Annotated in this window: 19 protein-coding genes; 9 read left to right on the top strand and 10 right to left on the bottom strand. The window is 27.6% G+C overall.

All coding sequences use genetic code 11. The annotated features are described in order from the left end of the window. Nucleotides 1–39: 39 nt before the first annotated feature. The 3 genes from Q0J69_RS07100 to Q0J69_RS07090 all read right to left on the bottom strand — a co-directional run bounded on the left by Q0J69_RS07100 (nucleotide 40) and on the right by Q0J69_RS07090 (nucleotide 5759). Nucleotides 40–4350, bottom strand: a complete 4311-nt coding sequence (locus Q0J69_RS07100) for an acyl-CoA dehydratase activase-related protein (protein ID WP_297205476.1) — start codon at nucleotides 4348–4350, stop codon at nucleotides 40–42. Between the two features lie 34 nt (nucleotides 4351–4384). Continuing rightward, nucleotides 4385–4735, bottom strand: a complete 351-nt coding sequence (locus tag Q0J69_RS07095; protein WP_297205474.1) for an aspartate 1-decarboxylase — start codon at nucleotides 4733–4735, stop codon at nucleotides 4385–4387. Between the two features lie 199 nt (nucleotides 4736–4934). Further along, entirely contained in the window at nucleotides 4935–5759 is an 825-nt protein-coding gene (locus Q0J69_RS07090) for a DUF2262 domain-containing protein (RefSeq protein WP_297205471.1), read from the bottom strand. Nucleotides 5760–5897: 138 nt separating this feature from the next. Here Q0J69_RS07090 and yedE point away from each other — a divergent pair, with 138 nt between their 5' ends. Then, on the top strand, nucleotides 5898–6983 hold the full coding sequence (yedE, locus tag Q0J69_RS07085; RefSeq protein ID WP_297205469.1) for a YedE family putative selenium transporter: 1086 nt from the start codon (nucleotides 5898–5900) through the stop codon (nucleotides 6981–6983). Between the two features lie 280 nt (nucleotides 6984–7263). Next, nucleotides 7264–7497 (top strand): sulfurtransferase TusA family protein, encoded by a 234-nt coding sequence (locus Q0J69_RS07080; RefSeq protein WP_297205466.1) that lies wholly within the window; start codon nucleotides 7264–7266, stop codon nucleotides 7495–7497. An 18-nt stretch (nucleotides 7498–7515) separates the two neighbouring features. On the opposite strand, the gene Q0J69_RS07075 is transcribed toward Q0J69_RS07080, so the two are convergent. Continuing rightward, a complete protein-coding gene (locus Q0J69_RS07075; protein ID WP_297205464.1) occupies nucleotides 7516–8505 on the bottom strand; it encodes a glycosyltransferase family 9 protein in 990 nt (329 codons plus the stop codon). A gap of 23 nt (nucleotides 8506–8528) precedes the next feature. Further along, the gene (locus tag Q0J69_RS07070) at nucleotides 8529–9647 is read right to left on the bottom strand and encodes an AI-2E family transporter (protein ID WP_297205461.1); all 1119 of its coding nucleotides are present in this window, start codon (nucleotides 9645–9647) and stop codon (nucleotides 8529–8531) included. Nucleotides 9648–9761: 114 nt separating this feature from the next. On the opposite strand from Q0J69_RS07070, the gene Q0J69_RS07065 reads away from it, so the two are divergent. From Q0J69_RS07065 to Q0J69_RS07045, 5 genes are all read left to right on the top strand, one after another. Next, nucleotides 9762–13145, top strand: coding sequence for a UvrD-helicase domain-containing protein (locus Q0J69_RS07065; RefSeq protein WP_297205458.1), 3384 nt, complete (start codon nucleotides 9762–9764; stop codon nucleotides 13143–13145). A 155-nt stretch (nucleotides 13146–13300) separates the two neighbouring features. Then, entirely contained in the window at nucleotides 13301–14014 is a 714-nt protein-coding gene (locus tag Q0J69_RS07060) for a tetratricopeptide repeat protein (RefSeq protein ID WP_297205456.1), read from the top strand. Next, a complete protein-coding gene (gene dprA / locus Q0J69_RS07055) occupies nucleotides 14011–15264 on the top strand; it encodes a DNA-processing protein DprA (RefSeq protein ID WP_297205454.1) in 1254 nt (417 codons plus the stop codon). Before Q0J69_RS07060 ends, dprA begins: the two co-directional genes overlap by 4 nt. A gap of 41 nt (nucleotides 15265–15305) precedes the next feature. After that, nucleotides 15306–17459 (top strand): type I DNA topoisomerase, encoded by a 2154-nt coding sequence (topA, locus tag Q0J69_RS07050; RefSeq protein WP_297205451.1) that lies wholly within the window; start codon nucleotides 15306–15308, stop codon nucleotides 17457–17459. Next, nucleotides 17405–18349, top strand: coding sequence for an N-acetylmuramoyl-L-alanine amidase (locus Q0J69_RS07045; protein ID WP_297205446.1), 945 nt, complete (start codon nucleotides 17405–17407; stop codon nucleotides 18347–18349). Before topA ends, Q0J69_RS07045 begins: the two co-directional genes overlap by 55 nt. Before the next feature lie 4 nt (nucleotides 18350–18353). On the opposite strand, the gene Q0J69_RS07040 is transcribed toward Q0J69_RS07045, so the two are convergent. From Q0J69_RS07040 to Q0J69_RS07025, 4 genes are all read right to left on the bottom strand, one after another. After that, complete coding sequence (locus Q0J69_RS07040; protein ID WP_297205443.1) at nucleotides 18354–18569, bottom strand: hypothetical protein; 216 nt, start codon at nucleotides 18567–18569, stop codon at nucleotides 18354–18356. Continuing rightward, nucleotides 18538–19035 carry a glycosyltransferase family 61 protein gene (locus tag Q0J69_RS07035; RefSeq protein WP_297205509.1) on the bottom strand — a complete coding sequence of 166 codons (498 nt, stop codon included), beginning with the start codon at nucleotides 19033–19035 and terminating at the stop codon, nucleotides 18538–18540. Before Q0J69_RS07035 ends, Q0J69_RS07040 begins: the two co-directional genes overlap by 32 nt. 230 nt (nucleotides 19036–19265) lie before the next feature. Next, nucleotides 19266–19433, bottom strand: a complete 168-nt coding sequence (locus tag Q0J69_RS07030; RefSeq protein ID WP_297205439.1) for a hypothetical protein — start codon at nucleotides 19431–19433, stop codon at nucleotides 19266–19268. A 257-nt stretch (nucleotides 19434–19690) separates the two neighbouring features. Beyond that, nucleotides 19691–20584 carry a LysR family transcriptional regulator gene (locus Q0J69_RS07025; RefSeq protein ID WP_297205436.1) on the bottom strand — a complete coding sequence of 298 codons (894 nt, stop codon included), beginning with the start codon at nucleotides 20582–20584 and terminating at the stop codon, nucleotides 19691–19693. 150 nt (nucleotides 20585–20734) lie between these two features. On the opposite strand from Q0J69_RS07025, the gene Q0J69_RS07020 reads away from it, so the two are divergent. Continuing rightward, nucleotides 20735–21085, top strand: coding sequence for a MerR family transcriptional regulator (locus tag Q0J69_RS07020; RefSeq protein ID WP_297205434.1), 351 nt, complete (start codon nucleotides 20735–20737; stop codon nucleotides 21083–21085). Between the two features lie 75 nt (nucleotides 21086–21160). Continuing rightward, entirely contained in the window at nucleotides 21161–21715 is a 555-nt protein-coding gene (locus Q0J69_RS07015) for a sugar O-acetyltransferase (RefSeq protein WP_297205433.1), read from the top strand. An 89-nt stretch (nucleotides 21716–21804) separates the two neighbouring features. Here Q0J69_RS07015 and Q0J69_RS07010 read toward each other — a convergent pair whose 3' ends face one another. Beyond that, nucleotides 21805–22377 carry a TetR/AcrR family transcriptional regulator gene (locus Q0J69_RS07010; RefSeq protein ID WP_297205431.1) on the bottom strand — a complete coding sequence of 191 codons (573 nt, stop codon included), beginning with the start codon at nucleotides 22375–22377 and terminating at the stop codon, nucleotides 21805–21807. Between the last annotated feature and the right edge of the window lie 186 nt (nucleotides 22378–22563).

Below are 22563 nucleotides of genomic sequence, written 5' to 3'. Positions count from 1 at the left end.
TTTCTATTTATAAGCCTTTAGTTTTTATTTGATTATATTTTATTTATTATATGAAGCAACTGACTCCATAATATCTTTTTCTTCAGGAACCATTATAGTATTCATACTGTCTTTAGCAGAACGTACGAAGAACTCTAAACGGTTTACAGTGTTAACTTCACTAGCACCAGCATCCATATCCAAATAAAGAAGATTCAAATTAGGATATCTAGTTTTAAGTCTAGTTTCAATACCGCGTGCTATAATGTGATTAGCAATACATCCGAAAGGCTGAAGACAAAGTACATTATTAACACCCTCTTCAGCAAAAGTAGCTATTTCACCAGGTAAAAGCCAAGCCTCTCCGAATTGGTTAGTCATAGCAGTAACTTTAGCAGCATTTTCAGCTATTTGACGTATATGATGAGCAGGTCTGAAACCTTTGAATTTTGACATTATCTGATTTATAGCATCCACTCTTACATCAATAACTTTTTCTGAAAGTTTAGATCCATAATAGCCCAAGAATGAAACTTGTCTAGCATGAGTTTCTTTATTTACCTGTTCGCTTATAACTTTCTGTACAAAGAAGTCGAATACAGGAGGCACTATTACTTCAACCCCTTTAGCCATTAACCAATCGCAAACATCTCCATTAGCAAAGTTATTATATTTTACGTAAATCTCACCTACTAAACCAGCTTTAGGCATATCCAAATCATTAGTTTCAATAGCATTAAACTCAGCAACCGCCTGTTTTAATAATTTATCAGTAGGTTTAAGAGCAAAATCTTTAGGGTGTAATGCTATATATTTATTAGCAAGAGCTAAAGCCTCTCCTTTTCTAACCTCACGGGCTGCAATATAATAGTACATTGTAGATATAGCATCAGCATAAGGCATAGCTACAATACCTTCTTTCATCAAATCCATTTTTGATACTTCAAAACCAGGCTGATCATTAGCTACAGTAAGACCTACAGTTACTACTGGAACATCAGGATAACCAGCATTGATTAAACCTCTTTTTATAAGAGAAGCATAGTTACTAGCACGGCATTGACCTCCAGTTTGAGTAATACCAGCAGCTATTTCATTAGGATCATACTGTCCGCTTTGAACTGCTCTTATAATATCACCAACTACAATAGTAGCAGGGTAACATATATCCTGATTTGCATATCTTAAGCCTAATTCTACAGATTCAATATCTGGATCAGGCAAAGCTATAGGCTCATATCCGCTTCTTTCTAAAAGAGTCTGTATCATAGCATCATAGAATTGAGCGAATTTAGGAACAAGTATTTTACGTTTATCATTTTTCTCGTATCTTTTAATGATAGTTCTTTCTGGTTTTTCTTTAGGTATGAAATCACCTTTCATTTTCATACTTTCTATCATAGAACGTATTCTTAAACGTATACTTCCTGGACTTGATATTTCATCAACTTTTACCAAAGTAGGACTCTTACCATAAGCATTAAGTATAGATTTTATTTCATCTGAAGTAGTAGCATCAGGACCGCATCCAAAACTATTAATTTGAACAACTTCAAGCTTCATATCATTTTGTTTAGCAGCCCATAAAGCAGCTTTAAACATTTTATTAGGATAAGACCATTGAGTTAATACTTGTACATCAGCAAGAGATTCATCTATATCAAGACCGTCTTCTGTAATAACGTTAATACCAAATGAAGCAATAGTTTCAGGTATTTTATGGTTAATTAATGGGTCAATATGATAAGGTCTGCTTACTATAAGTATAGTAGGTGTCTGAGTTTCTTTAGCATGCTCAATTATTTTTTTGCCCTCAGCTTTTAACTCATCTTTTATTCTTACCTGTTCTTTTAAAGCCATTTTGAAAGCTCTGTCAAAATCTTTTTTATCTATTCCAAGTACTTTTACAAAATAAGCCTTACAGCCTTTGTATAATAAATCTTCATTTAAGAAAGAAATAGTCGGAGCATCAAAAGGTATGCCGTATTTACTTAAAGGACTAATAGAACTATCTATTACATCTGGATATCCTGTTACTACAGGACAGTTATAACTATTAAAACTTCCGTCATCTTCTGTTTTTTCAAGTACTACTGAAGGATAGAATATTCTGTCTACTTTAGATTCTATCAAATCATATATATGTCCGTTAGCTATTTTAGCAGGGAAACATATATTATCACTCATAACAGTACCAGAACCTTTTTCAGCTATAGCCATACTAGAAGGAGATGATAATTGTACTCTGTATCCGCATTCTACAAGTATAGTAGCCCAGAATGGGAAGTTTTGGTACATATTAAGTACCCTAGGTATTCCGATAGTACCTTTTATTTCATCTGAAGCAGGTGCTAAAGGTCTGTCAAAAAGAAGAGAAAGTTTTTTCTGTGTAATATCCATACCGTATTTCTTTTCGCCTGTACCTTTATTTGAGAATATTCTTTCGCATTTATTTCCTGTATAGAATGATTTTAAATCTTTGAATTTTAATCTTGTAACAGTACAAAGGTTTTCGCAGCCTTTACAAGTAAGCTGTTTTCTTTCATAATCATTAGCTTCTTGTAAATTATCCAAACCTACAAATGTTGTATCTTCTTTTTTAGTATTGAAAGTATCTAAAGCTAACAATGCACATCCGTAAGCTCCCATAAGTTCGGATATATCAGGACGTATAACTTTTCTATTTAAGAATTTTTCTACAGAGCGAAGTACAGCAGAGTTTTTGAAAGTACCGCCTTGAACTACTATATGATCTCCCAAGATAGAAGTGTCTGTAATTTTTAATACTTTAGTAAAACAGTTTAATGTAACACTCTTAGCAAGTCCTGCAGAAATATCAGAAACAGAAGAGCCTTCTCTTAAAGATTGTTTAACTTTACTATTCATAAATACTGTACAACGGCTTCCCAAATCACAAGGACTTGCAGATTCACATGCTATATTAGCAAAATCAGCAACTTTATAACCCATTCCGCGTGCAAATGTTTCTATAAATGAACCGCATCCTGAAGAACATGCCTCATTAATTTCGATATTTTCTATAATACCGTCTTTAATGAAGATAGCCTTCATATCCTGTCCGCCTATATCAAGTATGAAGCTTACATCTTTATCGAAAGCCTTAGCACCTCTATAATGAGCCATAGTTTCTACTATACCCTCGTCCATATTAAATGCTGCTTTTATCAAGTCTTCGCCGTATCCTGTAACAGCAGTTCTTGCTATATTTATCTTAATATTTTTTTCATCTAATTCTTTTTTAATCTCTGTAAGTCCTTCAGTAACAGCACCTACAGGATTACCATTATTATTTCTGTAATGTCTTAATACAACTTTTCCTTCATCATCAATGATAACAATTTTTGTAGTAGTAGAACCAGAGTCTATACCTAAGAATGTATTTTTACCATTTACTGTTGATACATCAGCTGATTTTACTTTATCTTTAGAATGTTCTTCTTTCCAAGATTCATATTCTTCCTGAGTATTAAACAATGCTTCTCTTGTTTTAGAATTAGTTATTTTTACTTCAGCCGAAATATTTTGAACTAATTTAGTAAACTCAGAAACTGTTATTATAGTTTTATCCTCTTTCTCTCCGAAAGCCGCTCCTATTGCAGCAGTTAATTCAGGATGGTCAACCGTATACATATCATCTTCTGTAGCATCTAATAAAGTTAAGAATGTCTTTCTCAATTCTGGGAGGAATGTTAAAGGACCGCCTGTAAATAATATTTTAGGCTTAATTTCAAAACCTTTTGCCAAAGTATTAACAGTTTGAACAGCAACTGCTTGGAATATACTTTTAGCAATATCAGCTTTAGGTATATCACGGCTTATAAGAGTTTGAACATCTGTTTTAGCAAATACACCGCATCTGCTTGCCATTGGATAAATAGATGTTGATTTTTCAGCTAATACAGAAAGATCGGAAGGCTGTACATTAAGAAGAGTAGCCATTTGATCTATAAAAGCTCCTGTTCCTCCAGCACAGTTTCCATTCATCCTTATATCAGCTTTGAAATTGTCATCAAAAACTATGATCTTTGCATCTTCACCGCCTATATCAATCAATGTTCTTCCATAAGGATAAATTTTTCTAATAGCCGTTGAAGAAGCAATAACTTCCTGTACAAAGCTAATTCCAGTTTTCTCGCATACCCCCATGCCTGCTGTTCCAGTCATAGCCAAAGAAAGTTTTAAATCTCCATGCATAGCTTGAAGATTTTCTAATATAGACAATAATGTATCTTTTATGTCAGCATTATGCCTAACATAAGTTTTAAATATCATATTATCTTTATCATCATATACAACCATTTTTGCTGTAGTTGAACCTATGTCAATTCCAGCTTTTAAGATTTTTTCCATAATATCTCTCCTTCATCATAATAAAAAATCAAATTTATTCAATTATCATATTATTCATATTTACAAATACTATTTTAGTTTTATGTTTTTTTATATTTTCTTCAGCTATATGTCCGTAAGAAAGTATAATTATAGTATCATCTTTCTTTGCATGATGAACATTATGCCCATTAATACCAATAATACCCGTATCACGTATACCTTTAATTGCAATGGTTTCAAATCTATCATTATTACTTAAATTAATAACTGATACACGCTCTCCTTCCATTATATCTGATTTATCCATTAAAGATTCATCTATTGTAATTGAATCTTTAAAATTCAAATCAGTTCTAGTTACTGTTAATCTGTGTATTTTAGATTTTATGATTTCCCTCATCATAAATGTATAAAATCCATAAAAAACTAAAAATTTTCTTTACATAAATATTTACAAATATTCTACTTATCTAACAAAAAATGTCAATATTATAATTTGAAATATTTATTAATAATAGTTATTATTAACCATATACTATATATACAATACGCTACATTTACTACATAATATGGGTTTAATTTATTAAAAAAAACTACAAAAATTAAAATCTGCCTACAAATGCATTAATAAAATTACCGCTTAAATCACCTTCTATAATAACATCAATATGAAAAACTTTTTTATTTCCTAACCTATAATTCACATAATTATCTATTTCATGAACTATAATCTCTATAAGATCAATTTTATTCATAAACTCTTTAATAAATGCATCTTCATCTACAATACTGCCTCCATTTTTTGCCGATAATTCATTGCCATCTTTTATTATTTTTCTAGCAGCATAATCTTTAATTCTTATATCCCAATCTTCTTTATCAGAAAATATATTTCTAAAAAAATTAATAGCTTTATTATTATTATATTCAGAAGAATCATCAAAAGCTATAAGAATATTTTTATTATTAGTCCAAGCAATATTTTTATCAAAAGAACCTAAAGCCCTATTATATAAAAAATCTCCAAGTGTTTCATCGTTATATATTATAGGCTTTAAATATTCTCTAAGCATTGGGGTTAAATCTTCATCTTCATAATTATTTTCTATAATATCAGAAAGCAAAAACTCAGCCAGCTCTTCACCCTGTTCTTTTTCATATCTAACCTTAAATTTAACAACTGATTCTCTTTTAATTATAGATTTATAATAATCCAAATCTTTTTCATCAATTTTCATTCTGACAACTATTTTTTTATTCTTTTCAATATAATTAGTTTCAATATCCTTATATGCTATACACATCATAAGAACATTAATTCTATCATCATCCTCACTCTTAGCCCCAAAAAACTCTGGAGAACCTATTATAAATGCCACATCTTTATATTCATCTAAAAATTCACTTTCTTTTTGCAAATAAAACATATTAACATCCGTAAGTAATATTTTGTTAATTGTAAAATAAATGAGAATAATTGTCAAAATAAAAATTATTTTATTAATATTGATAATTAATATTTTTTATTATAAAATCAATTATAAAATACATTAAAGGAGTTGAAAATGAAAAAAAACATTTTCACAAGCTCTATAGGCATTATAATAATTGGTGCTATTATAGGTGCCATAGCAGCTTGGCTCTCTGTAATGGGAAACCCTGCTAATATGGGAATATGTATAGCATGCTTCACCAGAGATTTAGCAGGAGGACTCGGTTTACATAGAGCAGCCGCGGTACAATATATAAGACCTGAATTAATAGGTCTTGTTATCGGTGCTACAGTTTCGGCAATGCTCTCTAAGGAATTCATTCCTAAGGGAGGAAGTTCACCTATTATAAGGTTCTGTTTAGGATTCTTTGCTATGATTGGTGCTTTAGTTTTCTTGGGATGCCCTTGGAGAACTTTACTTAGAGTAGCAGGAGGAGATATTAATGGGATATTCGGATTAATAGGTATCATTATAGGCGGAGGAATAGGTGTTTTCTTTTGGAAACAAAATTTCTCTTTAGGTCAGCCAAGAGCTTATAAAAATAAACTAGTCGGCTTCCTGCCTCTTGTTATATCAATAATACTTTTAATATTGTTATTACAGCATCCTAAATTTTCTGAAGGCGGGCCAATATTTTTCTCTGAATCAGGTCCTGGAAGTATGAGAGCTCCTATAGCTGTAGCATTAATTGCTTCAATAGTAATAGGATTTGTAGCTCAGAAATCAAGATTCTGTACTGTAGGCGGACTTAGAGATGGAATATTTATGAAAGATTTTCACATGACTAAAGGTGTTATTGCATTTATAGTTGCTGCTTTTATAGTTAATATAGCAACAAGCAGATTCAACTTATCTATGGAAAATCAGCCAATCGCCCATACAAATATTTTATGGAATACAGTATCAATGATTCTTACAGGTTTAGCTTTTACTTTAGGTACAGGCTGTCCCGGAAGACAAGTGATACAATCTGCGGAAGGCAACATGGACAGTTTCATTTTCGTTATAGGAATGCTTGTAGGTGCTGGATTTGCTCATAATTTTAATTTGGCTAGTTCTACTGCAGGTCCTACGGTATATGGAATGGGTGCCGTTGTTTTAGGTTTAGTATTTTGTATAATCATTGGATTTACAATGAAAGAAAATACTGCAAGCTGATATATTTCTTGTACAGCCGGGTGTTGTCATTATATAAAAAGAAATATACCGTATAAAATTTTTGGAAGTTATATAATGAACTCTGCCGTTACGCTATATTATTAGAACCAAATATGGTTATGGTAATATAAAGTAATGGCAGAGGTTATAATAAAAATATTTAGATATAAACTAATGCTTATTATAATAATTAATGCTTCTAAATAAATTTTTAATTATGCTGGCAATCTTAATGCCTTATAAAAATATTATTAGTATTAACTATAAAAGGAAATTCATTATGTCGGAAACTATTAAAGTAGATACAAGAGGAATGTCATGTTCTCAGTCATCATTTCATGCTAAAGCTGCCGCTATTAATAATACTGAATTAAATACTATAATAGAGGTTCTAGTAAGCGGACATTCCAGCTGTGAAAGCGTAATAAGAGGGTGTAAAAAATATGGATATGAAGGTACTTTTGAACATATAGAAAATGAAGATATACTTGTAACTTTAAAAAAAGTAAGATAATAACATATTAAATTATAATTAAGAATTATTATAAACCTTCAAAAGATTAGGCAAAATTTCTTCTGGTGTCAATTTTTTCAAACAATCTATAGTCTTGCATCCGCGTTTCATATACTCACAATGAAAACTTTTTAATGCTGTGCAGTATTTTTTCCTAGCTTCTATATTAATAGCTTTATCTCCCCTAGCCCCATAAATCAATGGCAAAGTATCGCCGAATATTCCTATAGAATATATATTGCAGGCATTAGCTATATGAAGAGGTGCACTATCTCCTCCTATAAGAGCATAAGAATGCTTAATTACCGATATAAGTTCTCTAATATTTAATTTTCCTGTAAAATCATCGCTTATTATATTTCCTAATCTATTTTTCATTTCATTAGAGAACTCCTCATCATCCTTTGAACCTATTAATATTATAGGAACTTGATACTCTTTATAAAACATCTCTATTAATCTTGAAAAATTATCAGCACCGTATCTTTTACTTATCCTTGTAGCTCCGCCATGCACAAGCAAAGCATTTTTATAATCTTTCATTTTATTAAAGCCAAAATTATTTTCTTCTTCGTTTAAAAATATTTCAGTATTAATACCGTCCTCTTTTATATTAAGAGGCTTTAAAATTGATAATATTGTATCAACTATATGTCTGCTGTGTTTTTTCCAAGAAGTTTTTTTAGTAAGCAAAAAACCTCTGCATTCGCTATTAACACCAACTCTAACAGGTATTTTTGCCTTATATAAAAGCGAAGCTCCGTAAAATGCTGTTGTTGCTGTAAAACCTATATCATAATTTTTATGCTTTATGCTTTCTATAATATTCTCATCTCTTATTATTACATTATTGATATAAGGGTTTTCCTTTAATATATCAAATCCTCTCACTCCATTCGCTACATCTATAATACATTCTTTATAATGTTTTTTAATAGCTCTTATGAGAGGAGTTATAAATATTGTATCTCCTATATAATTCATTCCTATAATTAATATTTTTGTCATATATAAAACCTATCAAAAATATATTACTGCTGTCTTCTTCTCTTTAAAAATCTTTCTTTTTTAGCTTCAAGTATTCTCTCTTCATTGTATATTTTCATTATTTCAAAGAATAATATAAAAGTTAAAGGACCAAGTAAAATTCCTGAAAGCCCAAAAAATAAAACACCTCCAAGTATAGAAAAGAATATAAACAGAGGATGAAGTTCTATTCTGTTTCCAAGAAGAAGAGGACGAACAAAGTTATCAGGTATAGTAATAAATAACCAAGAACAAACTATAAATATTATAGCTTTCACCAATTCTCCATTAATAACAAATAATATGCCTAAAGGAATCCATATAATAGTAGTACCTATTATAGGCATGAAAGAAGCAATAATAGTTAAAAATGCAAATGTGAACGAATTAGATACTCCGAATACTGTATATACTATAAATGCACAAAAACCTTGAAATATACCTGTAAAAAGATTTCCAAATACAATACCCTTTATTCCTTCAGATACCTGCTTAATCAATCTGTCAAGATACTTTCTGTCTATAGGAACCAAAGTTCTAACTTGATCTATCAAATAATCTCCGTCTACAAAAAAGAAAAATAGAGAAAACATCATAAATATGAATGAACTTACAAATCCGCCTGTACTTTTAAGCAATCCTGCCACATTCTGTGTAAGATATGAACTGAAAAAAGTTAAATTAGAAAGCGATGAGTCCTGTATTCTCTTCAATATTGTTTCCATAGAAACATCTAAAGGCAAAGATTTAAGAATATCATTAATACGGGAATTACTTAAAACCTCATTAACATCAAGATTCATAAAGTACTTTATACCTATATTAGAAATATCTATTAACTGCACTATTATAGTATATATTAAAATACTTGTAGGAACCAAGAATATAATCAATGATATCAAAGAAAATAATAACGCCAAAGTATTTCTCTTTATAATGGCTAATTTATTATTCTGCTTATAGCTTTTACCCATAGCCTTTATAAATAAAGGATTTAATACCACATAGAAAACCACAGCGAAAAATATAATCATTCCAAATGGTTTTAATAATTGATACATTATAAATATAGCTAGAAATATAAAAGCTATAAAGAAAATATAAGCAATATTATTTTTATTCATAAACTTCCTATTAAAAAATACTAAATATTATTAGAGTTTTTATCATAATATATATATAATATTTTTCAAGCATTTTAAATTTGAATTATTATTTTTTCATGTTATTATATAGTAATGGAATTCTCTTTAAATGCTAAACAAAAAGAAATATTAAACTGTTTCTTTAACAATGGAGTATGTTTCGTTAACGCCTCAGCTGGTACTGGAAAAACTAGTACTATAACAGAATTATATTTAGAATTATTAAGAAAAAAAGAAAAAGTATCCAGTATAGTAGTAATAACTTTTACAAAAGCTGCGGCTAATGAAATGCTTATAAGGATAAGGCTTAAAATCAGAAATGAAATAAAAAAAGCTCAATCTGAAAATGATAAAAAATACTGGCAGAATATTTACAGAGATATATTGACAAATGCTAAGATTTCAACTATAAACTCATTTGCTAATTCAATAGTACTTGAACATTCAATGGCTTTATCAATGCCGCCTAATATATCTATACTTGAAGACAGTTCGGAATTTAATAACCGCTTAAAAGATGAAATACTTAATGTACTAAAAGAGGCTGTATACACAGAAAAACTTAGAAAATTATACAGAATATACACTGAAGAGTCCAAAAGCGAATTTGCTGATAAAATATTAAAATTTCTAATAAAAATAAAGCCTAGATTAGAAAATATAGAAAACTTTGAAAAAAAAGCATTAGAAATAATAAATATAGATAAAAAAGAATATGATAAACTATACAATAATATATATAATTATAGTATAGATTTGCTCGATGATAAATCAAAAAGCGGAAAATATATAAATGAATGTCATAGCAGATTATCTATTTTAATAAATAAGCTAGATTTAATAAAAGATAAAGAAAAAGTAAAGAACTTACAAATAGAAGAATATGAATATATAATAAATGCTCTATATAATGTATCTCAGGCAAAATTAGGAAATACAAAGCATGATGATTTTAGAGCTTTACTGTCAGAATTACAGCCGTTTTGCGAAACTATGATTAATTATGTTAATATATTATATAATAAAGAAAATTACATAACAGTAGTAAATTTTATAAAAGATACTTATCTTAGATTTGAAGAGGTAAAAAAAATTATAGGTGCTTACTCTTATGAGGATATAATGCATAAGGCTATAGAGGCTTTGGAAAATGAAAACATTTCAAAAGAGATAAGAGAAAATATAAGCACATTAATATTGGATGAAGCACAGGATACAAGTTTACTGCAGTTTGGATTCATTAATTTAATAGCATTCGGAAAAAGAGAAATAAAAAGCGAAGAGAGAACAAATAAAAAAATAATGATAGTAGGAGATAGGAAGCAGTCTATATACAGATTTAGAAATGCAGATTTAAATGCATTTATGAAAACTCAGAAGATATTTGAAAAAAATGTAAGATATTTAAAAGACAATTATAGAAGCAATTCTATGCTTATAGACTTTTTTAATGAGTTTTTTCAGCAAACGGTATTTATAGATGATAAAATAGGATACATAAACGAAGATAATTTGGTACATAATAAAAAAACTAATGATAAATCTGTATCTATATTAGTATTAAATAATAATGTAAAAGAAGAAAATAAGGCATTAATAGGCGGCATAGAATACAAAACTGAATTGGAAGCATACAGCATAGCAAAATACATAAAAAAATATTATGATAATGATTATAAAAATGTTGTTATACTTCTACAGGCAACTAAAAGATTAAATATATATTTAAAAGCATTATCAGATTTTAATATACCATACTATATAGACGGCGGAAACGGATTTTATGAAAGAGAAGAGATAATTCTAATAAAAACATTTTTGGAATATTTAATACTAAGAGATCATGCTAAATTAACTATTCTTTTAAGAAGCGATTTCTTTGATATAGATATAAGCAGTTTATCAGATTTTCTATTCACGCTTCTTATTAATAATTTGGATATAAATGATTATTTCCCATTAAATGTAATAAATAAAAATAATTATAATAAAATACTGGAAATGGCAAAATCAAAAAGCTATTACAATCAATTAGAAAAAGCTAAAAATCTATTGAATACTATAGAAAATAAAATAATTACTATGAATACAGCAGAAGCAATAGAAACTATATGCACTGAAACAAATTATTATAATTATCTAATGACAAAAGAAGATGCTGAACTTGCTTATGCTAATATAGAAAAATTTAAAAATATAGCTTATGAATTTGAAAATCAAACAGGAAACAGCATATATGATTTTGTTTTATCTATAAAAAATGTAAGCAATGATATACCTTATTCATCAATACCAAAATTATCAGTGGAAGCAGTAAAAATAATGACTATACATAAATCTAAAGGATTGGAATTTGATAATGTATTCGTTGCTGGAATAGGACATGCAAGAAATCCGATAACTAATGATTTTGATTTTATAGAGGATGCTCCTTTAATAAAACTTCCTATATACGGACAAAATCATTATAAAACTTTGGAGTTCTGTTCATTTAATAAAGAAAACAATAAACAAAGTGACTCATCAGAGAAAAAAAGGCTTTTATATGTAGCTTTAACAAGAGCTTCAAATAATTTAATACTATCAGGAGAATGTTCAAAACAGTCTAAAAATAACAGCTATAGAACATATATAAACAATTACTGCAATGAAATAACTGATTATAAATCAGAAGTTCTAAGCGAAGAAAGTTATGATATAGAAGAAGTAAAAGATATAGATAATAAATTTATAAATATTTACACTTATGGATTGGCAATAAAACCTGATGATAAAATAAACAATCACAGCATAGATATAGAAATCATAAAAAAGAAAATAAAAAATAAAAAAAATAATACAAATATAAAAGAAAGCAAAACCAGATTAAATATTAACCCTTCTTTAATAAATAATAATGAAAGAAATTTTAATGATATTTCTGCAATACTCGATAAAAAAATATCAGAATTGGAAAATAATATTAATAATGATGCAGATTATGATGAAGAAATAGCATATATATCATATAAAGATATGGGTACTATAATACATAAAATATTAGAACATTTTGATTTTGAAAGATACAAAAAAGAAAAAGAAATATATTTAGATAAAATAAAAACGGATGTAGTAAAAAGTTATAATCATTATAATGAAAAGCAATTAACAAAGAACTTAAATACAGCATTCTCAAAATTATTTGAAAATCAGCATATACAAAATATAATGAACGGTAATGAAATAATAATATCCAGAGAACATACTTTTCAGCAATATAATAATGAAGAGAAAACTATAACGGGAAATATAGACCTTATCACTAAAAATGTTCAAAGCAATGAATATTTTGTATTGGATTATAAAACTTCAAAATACAGTAAAGAAAAGGAAGATTATTATAAACCTCAGCTGGATACTTATAAAAATATGGTTAAAAATGTGTTTAATATAGAAGATGAAAGCAAAATTAGTACTGGACTTATATTCTTAAAATAAATCAATAATTATTATAAATAAATAACAACATATAAAAAAACACTGTATATTAATATAAAACATTATATTTTTTATTAATTATATACTATATATATTAATAATTTCCTTTACTTTTTTCATAATATGTATATATTATAAAATGTAAGGAATATATAATGAAAATAATTTTAAAATATTTAATATTTACTCTATGCTTTTTGTCTTTAATATCATGCAATACCCAAGTTTTCAGCAATAGATTTAATTTAAATAGAGCCTACAACTTATATGAAAAAGGCAAAAATGAGGATGATGATAAAGCACTGCTTGAAATAACATCAATATATAATGATATTATCAATCAAAAAATATATGCTCAGGATAGATTGGCATCCGTTTATAGAGTATTAGGAGAAAGAAGTTTAGCTAAACAGCAGTACGCATACTCTGCAAAATATTTTACAGAAGCCTTAAAAATACTTCCAAACAGTCCATATTTAAGATACGGATTAGGAATATCTTATGCAAATCTAGCCGACAGTGCAGATACTCCAGAAAAGAAAACAGAGTTCATAAATAGAGCAGAAACGAATATAAATTTTGCCATAGGAAAAGACCCTAATAATGCAAATTATTATGCCGCATTGGCATCATTAAAAGGAATACAGCAGGATAAATATGAAGAAGCATTTGAAAATATAAAAAAAGCTGTAGAAATGAGCCCTGATAATATAGACTACTTATTTATACTAGCTAGAATACAATACAGCAGAGAAAATTATAATGAAGCTGTAGCAGCTTATAGAAAAATATCAAATCTTGCTACAGAAACTTCTATAAAACAAACTGCATTAAATAATATTAATCAAATTATAGGAAATCAAAATTGAGCAGCAATAATGATATAAAAACGTATTTGATTGCCCTGAATCAAATTGATAAAGTCGGCGATAGAAGAATATCCGAACTTATTAATCATTATGAATCTGTAGAAAATATTTTTGAAGATAAAGAAGAAAATATAAAATTATTAATAGAAAAGAAATTCAAATCTCAAATAGGAAAATTTGATAAAAATGAGATATTAGATAGAGCAAAAACCATAATAGAAAAATCAAACGATTATGGTATAGGAATACTTACACTATTTGATGATGAATATCCTTTTAATTTAAAGCAAATAGATAATCCTCCATATATACTTTATTATAAAGGGGATTTAAAAAAATTAAGACGTAATTCTATAGCTATAGTAGGTACAAGGAACCCTTCCAAAGAAAGCTGCAAATATTCTTTTGAACTTGCAAGCAAATTATCATCTTTAAATATAACAGTAGTATCAGGGATGGCTAAAGGTGTAGATAGAGAGGCTCATCTTGGTGCTATATCATCTCTTGTTAATACTGCTGCTGTTTTGGGCAATGGAATAGATACAGTTTATCCGTCTGAAAACTTAAAAATATATAATAGATTAGTAGAAAAAGGTATAATTGTAAGCGAATTTGAAATAGGAAGAAAACCAGACAGAACAAACTTTCCTAGAAGAAACAGAATAATATCAGGGCTTTCTTATGCTGTTGTTATGGTAGAAGCGGCAAGCAAATCTGGAGCATTGATTACTGTTGATTATGCTCTTAATCAGGGAAGAGATGTTTATATTGCACCTTATGATGAAAAAAATAGTTCATACTTTGGAAATCATAAATTATACAAAGATGGGGCAAAAATAGCTTATAATGTAATGGATATACTAGAAGATTTTGACTCTATATTCTCAAATGATGATGATTATGTAAAAATGAAATTAAAATATTTTGAAGGCGGAGATATAAGAAAAAATAATAAAAGAGCATCGGATGATTATATAGAAATAAATATCAAAGAAAATGAAAAAGAAACAAAAAAAGACAAGAAAGAAAAAAAGATTAAAGAATCAAAAAATAATGAAATCATAAGCAGTTTAAAAGAAGATGAATCTGCTCTTTATAATATAATAAGCGAATCTGACAAAATACATATTGATGATATTATAGAAAAAAGTAATATAAAAGTTCAAATTGCAACTTCAATATTAATGCAGTTAGAAATTAGAGGGATTATAAAACAATTAGCTGGAAAATATTATACTATAGAAAAATAAAATTATAACTTAATTAGGATATTAAAAGGAGATTTTTATTTATGGCTGATACAACTATAGAAGAAAAGGCAAAAAATACAAAGACAAAAAAATCTAAAAGTAAAAAAGAATCTAAAAAGAAAAAACTTGTTATAGTGGAGTCTCCTGCAAAGGCAAAAACGATTAACAGATATTTAGGCTCTGATTATTTAGTATTATCATCTATGGGGCATTTGATAGATTTGCCTAGAAGCAGACTGGCTATAGATGTTGATAATGGATTTGAACCAGAATATATCACAATAAGAGGAAGAGCCAAAATATTAAATGATTTAAAAAAAGAAGCTAAAAAAGCAGAAGAAGTATTGCTTGCAGCAGACGATGACAGAGAGGGAGAAAGCATTGCTTGGCATATAGGTAACAAAATAAGAGGGGTAAACTCTGCTGTACCTATAAAAAGAATAGTATTCCATGAAATTACAAAAGATGCCTTAAAAGAAGCTATTGATCAGCCTAGAGATATAGATATTTCTAAAGTTAATGCCCAAAAGGCAAGAAGAGTATTAGACAGACTTATTGGCTATAATCTAAGTCCTTTACTTTGGGAAAAGATTAAAAGAGGACTTTCTGCAGGACGCGTACAAAATGTTGCTTTACTTATAATATGCAACAGAGAAGATGAAATTGAAACGTTTGTACCTGTAGAATATTGGACATTCGGAGTATTTTTAAAGCATAAAAATAAAGAGTTTTTAGCAGAACTTCAAAAGTATAAAGGCGAAAAACCAGATTTAAAAACTAAACAAGATGTTGATGATATAATGGAGCATCTTAAGGATAAAACTTATACTGTTTCAAATATAGAAGTAAAAGACAGATTAAGAAATCCTACAGCTCCGTATACAACAAGTAAATTACAGCAGGCGGCAAGCAGTGCATTAGGATACAGTGCCTCAAAAACTATGCAGGTAGCTCAGTCGCTTTATGAAGGTGTTGATATAGCAGGGGACGCTACAGGTTTAATAACTTATATGCGTACTGACAGTGTGAGAATATCTCCAGTAGCTCAGGAACAGGCAAGAGAGTTTATAGGAAAAGAATATGGAAGTAATTATCTGCCTTCAGAACCTCCTGTATATTCTGTAAAAAAGAATGCTCAGGATGCTCACGAAGCTATAAGACCTACTAATGTATTTTTAACTCCAGATAGCATCAAAGAATATTTAAAAACGGATCAATATAAACTGTATAAACTTATATGGGAGAGATTCGTATCTTCTCAAATGCTTCCTGCAAAAATGAAAAATACAAGAGCTATCATAACAGCAGGCGACTGCGAGTTTTCATTATCTTCATCAAAAATAGAGTTTGACGGATTTATGAAAGTTCTTACAATAGATAAAGAAGATAAAGAAAAGGCTTCAAAAATGCCTAATTTATCAAAAGATGATGTATGCGATTTTGTTGAAAATAACCCTCAGCAGCATTTTACAACACCTCCTCCTAGATATACAGATGCTTCACTCGTTAAAATATTAGAGGAATCAGGCATAGGCAGACCTTCTACTTATGCTCCTACAATAAAAACTATTATATCAAGGCATTATGTACAGAGAAAAGGTAAGCAGTTAGTACCTACAGAATTAGGTAAATTGGTTAATGAACTTATAAGCGAAAATTTCCCTGAGCTTGTTAATATTAACTTTACAGCTGATATGGAAAGTAAACTTGATAAAATAGAAGACGATAATATAGAATGGAATAATTTATTAAAAGAATTCTATCCTCATTTTTTGGATACATTGAAAACAGCTACTGAAAATATTAACAATATGAAAGACTTTTTCAATGAAGAAACTGATTTTGTATGTGAGAAATGCGGTAAGAAAATGATTAAGCGTTTGGGAAGATACGGATATTTTATAGCTTGTTCTGGATTTCCTGAATGTAAAAATACAAAAGGTATATCTTTTGGTGTTTGTCCTAAATGCGGCGGTGATATAACTTTAAAACGTTCAAAAAGAGGAAGAGAATTCTACGGTTGTTCCAATTATCCTAAATGCGATTTTGTAAGCTGGGATAAACCTCTTCAAGAGCCTTGTCCTAAATGCGGCGGGCTTATGGTGGAAAGAAACATCAAAAACAAAGGATTGTTTAAAGTTTGTATCAAGGAAGATTGTGGTTATTCAGAGGAAATAAAAGAGGACGAAGAATAACATTATTTTTCATAGTAGTATTAATTCTATTTAATACATGCTTATTGTATAGTCAAAATAATGATAAGGTAAAGTTAAATAATTTAAATATAAAAATAGAAGACTTAAAAAAAGCTTTTAATCCAGCCGTTAATAAATTTAATGAAAAGACCATATCCACAATAATAATAGACCCAGGACATGGAGGAAAAGACCCAGGAGCCATTGGAGTAAACAGATTATTTGAAAAAGATATCGTTTTAGCTTTTTCATTAGAATTAAAAGAAGAATTGGAAGAAATACTGCCTAATGTGAAAATAGTAATGACAAGAACAGGAGATACCTACCCTACTCTTGAAAAGCGTTTTGAGATAGCCAATAATGCTGCCAAAATAAATACGGACAAAGCAAAAAATGCCCTATTTGTAAGCGTACATGCAAATGCTTCATTCAGTCCTAATGCTAGAGGTTTTGAGGCATATTTTGTAAGTGCTCAGGAATCAAGCGAATATGCTAGAGCAGTATCAATGTTTGAAAATGAGGCTTTAGTAAAATTTGATAATATAGACACTTCAAAATACGAAAATTATTCCAGTCAAATAACTCATAATTATATGCTTATAGAACAGTATCAAAAAGAAAGCAGGCTGCTTGCAGAGTCAATAACAAAAGAAGTGCATAAAGTTTCTGGTGTTGCAAGAAGAACTAAGCCTGTTCAAAATGCGTTATTTTATGTATTAAAAGGTGCTATAATGCCTTCAACTTTAATAGAATTAGGTTTTATTACAAATCCAGAAGATGCCAAACTTATGAGCACAAAAGAAACTAGACTAAAAATGGTAAAAGCAACTGCTGACGGTATAAAAAAATATATAGAAGTTTTTGAAGAAACTAAGAGTTTTACAAAATAAAATATTAACATTTCTCAAAGTCTTCAAGAACTTTTTTAAACTTTTCTAAATCTATAGAAAAATTATATCTATTCTTATCTTTTATATTATAAAAGTAATGTATATTTTTAGGGTTATCTTCTATATACTCAAAGTATTTCATGCCTTTTGTATTACATATATATTTATGACAATCCTCATAACTGATATTAGATACTATACCAAGAGGAAGTATTCTCATCACAGCATACTATATTAGTTAAACCGCTTCCCAAAACAGATATTATTTTTTTAGCTTTATAAAATAAACAAAATTGCTCTGTTATAGAATATTCTTCTGGATAAATAACTTTATATCCCAAAGGTATAAGTATATCAAGTAATTCTTTTTCATTAACTATATTTCTAGTTTTTACTTTTTTACGGCTAATGTATATTTTATCATAAAAATCAATACTGCATTTATTTAATAATTCTTTAGCAAACTCTAAAAACTTATCACATTCCCACTTAAAAGGTTTTGAAGGAACTAAACATGGGAAAGAACTGAAAAATAAATGTTCGCATTCTATCTTTTTCTCATCAGAAACATTTATAATATTTTTTGCTCCAAATAGTTCAAGAGATTCTCTATAAAATTTAGCTTTACATCCCTCACTTATAATAAAAGTATCTATTTTATCAAATAATCCTGAATCTTTTAATATAAATAATCTTGATAATATATCATGTATCCAATGTCCATAATAATTTTGCCATTAAGATTTTAATACAAAAACATTTCCTCCAATTTTTACTTTTCTTATAAACTTATAAAAAAAGAATCTACCAGTAAGTTCATTATGAAAATCTAAAATATTATCAGGTAAGTTATCCTTTACCAATTTGCCGTCTTTAGTAAATATAAATCCCCAATCTGAATAAACTACAGCATTATTTATAGAACATATATAATCAATTTTTTAGATGATTCATATTTTATAGGTATATAATTTACATATTCTGTATTTTTAGCTTCAATCTCTATTTTTTTTAAATTATCATATATATTCTTTGATAATTTAACTCTTATACTGGAATGAAGTAGTTTATTGAATATAGGCATTATTGCTCCCGCTTATAATAAAAATTAATTAATATTTCTATGATTAGATAATTAATACTTTTTGAATAAAAATATACATAAATTTTTCCGTTTGTCAATATATACATTTAATAGTTTATTTATTTTACTTTTATATAAAAAAACATAAAATATTTAATGGAGCTAAAGATATTACTTTAATATTTTTAATTCTTTCTATGATTTTAATATATACATAAGCATCAATAAATTTAGTTTAATATAATGCTTATAAAAAATTAACTGCCTAATTTTTCTTTAATTTTATCTAAAAATATTTTTGAGGCTTTAGAAAATACCTGATTTTTTTTCCATATTATGCTTGACTCTACATATAGCTTTGGTTTGAGAGGTATAAAGCATAAATCACTTTCACTTACAGTATTTATAAGTTTATCCATGGTAATAACGTATCCTATACCCTCTTCAACCATAATAGCAGCATTATAAATAAGATTATAAGTTAAAACGATATTTAATTTATCAATATCTTCACCTATCCACTCATAAAATTTATTGCTTTTGGATTTATTATTAAAAAACCTTTTTGGACATATTATTGGAATATTTAATAAATCATCTTTAGTTATAAACTTCTTTTTTGATAAATGAGAATCTTTTTTCATTAATAATCCGTATAATTCTTTATAAGGCATTTTTATATAATCGTATTTAGTTTCATCAAAACTTCCTATTAATAATCCAAAATCAGCAAGTCCTCTGTCTAATTTTTCTGTAATATCAGAATATACACTGCTATGAATATGATATATTATATTAGGATATAATTCTCTTATTTCTTTTATTATATTTGCTATAATTTTCATATAATACGTTTCTCCGCTTCCTATATAAATATCACCTGATACTAAATCTTCCGAAGACTTGAACTCCATTTTAGTTTTTTCCATTAAATCAATTATCTCTTCAGCCCTCTTTTTTAAAAGCACTCCGTCAGAAGTAAGTTTTATACTGTAATTACTTCTGACAAAAAGTTTCTTACCTATTTCTTTTTCCAAATTATTTATTTGCCTTGAAAGATTAGGCTGTGTAAGATTTAGAGTATTTGCTGCTTTTGTAATACTGCCTTCCCTAGCTGAAGTAAGAAAATATTTTAATGATTTTATATCCATATATTCCAATTGTTATTTTATGCTTATCATATCATAGATAACGATATTTAGTAATACTTTTTTATTATAACTAATTATAAGATATAAGTATTTGATATATTTAAATTAATACATTAATATAACAACATAATTAATAATAAGGAGTACATCATGACTATATCAGAAGTAAGCCAATTAACAGGATTAACTAAAGACACTTTAAGATATTATGAAAAAATAGGAATAATACCTGAAATAGGAAGAAACAAAAGCGGTATTAGAAACTATAATGAATATAATTTAAAATGCATAGAATTCTCAAAATCAATGCGTGATTTAGGCATATCAATAGAATCTATCATAAAATATATTAAACTTTCAAAAAAGGGAAAAAATACTCTAAACGAAAGAAAATCAATATTAATAAATGAAAGAGATTTGATGCAGAAGCATTTTAATGAAATGAAAATAAGATTAGAAAAATTAAATAAAAAATTAGAAGAAAAAGACTTCTTTAATTAAAAAATATTTTTTTATATTGAAGTTAGAGTTAACTTCAATGTTATAATTATAATTTATAAAAGGAGAATATTAATTATGAATATAAAAGAATTTTTAAAAGACTATAGTTCAGGTAAATCAATAGATATGTTTTCTGAGGAATTTATAAATATAGCAAATAAAATGCAGGAAACAGAAAAACTATTATGGCAGTATAATAATACTTTTCAAGCATATAAAAATAATAGAGAAATTTTAAATCAAATTTTTGAAACTAATTTAGATGAATCTGTAATTATAATGCCTAATTTTCATGTCGATATAGGAAATATAGAATTTGGAAAGAATGTATTTATAAATAAGAACTGCACTATAATGGATATAGGAGGAGTTATTATAGAAGATAATGTACAGATAGCACATAATGTAAGCATAATAACTCCTAATCATGATTTTAATAATAGAAATATACTTATTCCAAAACAAATTATAATAAAGAAAAATGTATGGATAGGAACTGGAGCTATTATACTTCCAGGTGTTACTATAGGAGAAAACTCAATAGTTGCTGCTGGAGCTATTGTAAATAAAGATGTGCCAGGCAATACTATAGTCGCAGGTAATCCAGCTAAAGTTATAAAAGAAATATAAACTTTATTTTAAATTCATATTGCATTATATAAAACACATAATGCAATATAAATTATTTTGCTATATAATTGTTATATAAAAATAAAATATTATTTCTTCACTACACTGGACAATCCATAACATACTAAATTTACGGCTAAATCTGTCACTTCATCTAAAGACAATTTCTTACCATCAGCAACCCATTGTCTATATATAACTGTTGAATTTGCACCATAATAAGCAAATATAATATTTTCATAAGCATCATCATCAGAAAAAGCCCCTTTATTAGTTTTTTTTCTATGAGTCATAATCTTTTTATTTATTTGATCACTTATATTTCTATAACTTCCGCTGCATAATATTTTCTCATAAACAGGTATATTCTTACTTGCACTTTCAAAAAACAATCTAATCAAATATTTCATATCCTCCAATTTTGTATATGATACCTGCTTCTCAATAAAATTATTTGCTATACTATTTTGAAGTTCTAAAAGCAAATCATCCAAACTTTTATAATGCAAATAAAAAGTTTTCCTGTTAATTTTAGCCCTATTTGTAAGCTCTTTTATAGTAATTTCTTCATAATCCATTTCAGAAATCATATCTTTAAATGTGTTTTTTATGATTTCTTTTGTTTTAACAACTCTTAAATCTTCTTTTTTTTCTACATTCATAATAAAAAATCTCCTTTTTTCAGCATTTATACCACACAAAAATACAATATGTGTAATAAACAACTTTAACCTATTTTAAAACCATTGATTTAATCAGGTTAAAAACTATAATATATACAAAAAGAATAAGCAACATAAGAGTAATAAAATACATTAATATAATAATCTACTATAGTAGAAAAAACA

The sequence above is a fragment of the uncultured Brachyspira sp. genome (assembly GCF_944388875.1).
Lineage (GTDB): Bacteria > Spirochaetota > Brachyspiria > Brachyspirales > Brachyspiraceae > Brachyspira.
The sequence above is the reverse complement of the archived record's forward strand: the minus strand, read 5'-3'. Positions and strand labels throughout refer to the sequence as shown.

Coding starts and splice junctions, on each gene's coding strand:
- yedE (WP_297205469.1), top strand. CDS start 5,898: ATGAAAAAAAACATTTTCACAAGCTCTATAGGCATTATAATAATTGGT.
- Q0J69_RS07075 (WP_297205464.1), bottom strand. CDS start 8,505: ATGACAAAAATATTAATTATAGGAATGAATTATATAGGAGATACAATA.
- Q0J69_RS07040 (WP_297205443.1), bottom strand. CDS start 18,569: ATGAGAATACTTCCTCTTGGTATAGTATCTAATATCAGTTATGAGGAT.
- Q0J69_RS07065 (WP_297205458.1), top strand. CDS start 9,762: ATGGAATTCTCTTTAAATGCTAAACAAAAAGAAATATTAAACTGTTTC.
- Q0J69_RS07015 (WP_297205433.1), top strand. CDS start 21,161: ATGAATATAAAAGAATTTTTAAAAGACTATAGTTCAGGTAAATCAATA.
- Q0J69_RS07010 (WP_297205431.1), bottom strand. CDS start 22,377: ATGAATGTAGAAAAAAAAGAAGATTTAAGAGTTGTTAAAACAAAAGAA.
- Q0J69_RS07020 (WP_297205434.1), top strand. CDS start 20,735: ATGACTATATCAGAAGTAAGCCAATTAACAGGATTAACTAAAGACACT.
- Q0J69_RS07060 (WP_297205456.1), top strand. CDS start 13,301: ATGAAAATAATTTTAAAATATTTAATATTTACTCTATGCTTTTTGTCT.
- Q0J69_RS07080 (WP_297205466.1), top strand. CDS start 7,264: ATGTCGGAAACTATTAAAGTAGATACAAGAGGAATGTCATGTTCTCAG.
- Q0J69_RS07090 (WP_297205471.1), bottom strand. CDS start 5,759: ATGTTTTATTTGCAAAAAGAAAGTGAATTTTTAGATGAATATAAAGAT.
- Q0J69_RS07095 (WP_297205474.1), bottom strand. CDS start 4,735: ATGATGAGGGAAATCATAAAATCTAAAATACACAGATTAACAGTAACT.
- Q0J69_RS07025 (WP_297205436.1), bottom strand. CDS start 20,584: ATGGATATAAAATCATTAAAATATTTTCTTACTTCAGCTAGGGAAGGC.
- Q0J69_RS07070 (WP_297205461.1), bottom strand. CDS start 9,647: ATGAATAAAAATAATATTGCTTATATTTTCTTTATAGCTTTTATATTT.
- Q0J69_RS07100 (WP_297205476.1), bottom strand. CDS start 4,350: ATGGAAAAAATCTTAAAAGCTGGAATTGACATAGGTTCAACTACAGCA.
- Q0J69_RS07030 (WP_297205439.1), bottom strand. CDS start 19,433: ATGCCTATATTCAATAAACTACTTCATTCCAGTATAAGAGTTAAATTA.
- topA (WP_297205451.1), top strand. CDS start 15,306: ATGGCTGATACAACTATAGAAGAAAAGGCAAAAAATACAAAGACAAAA.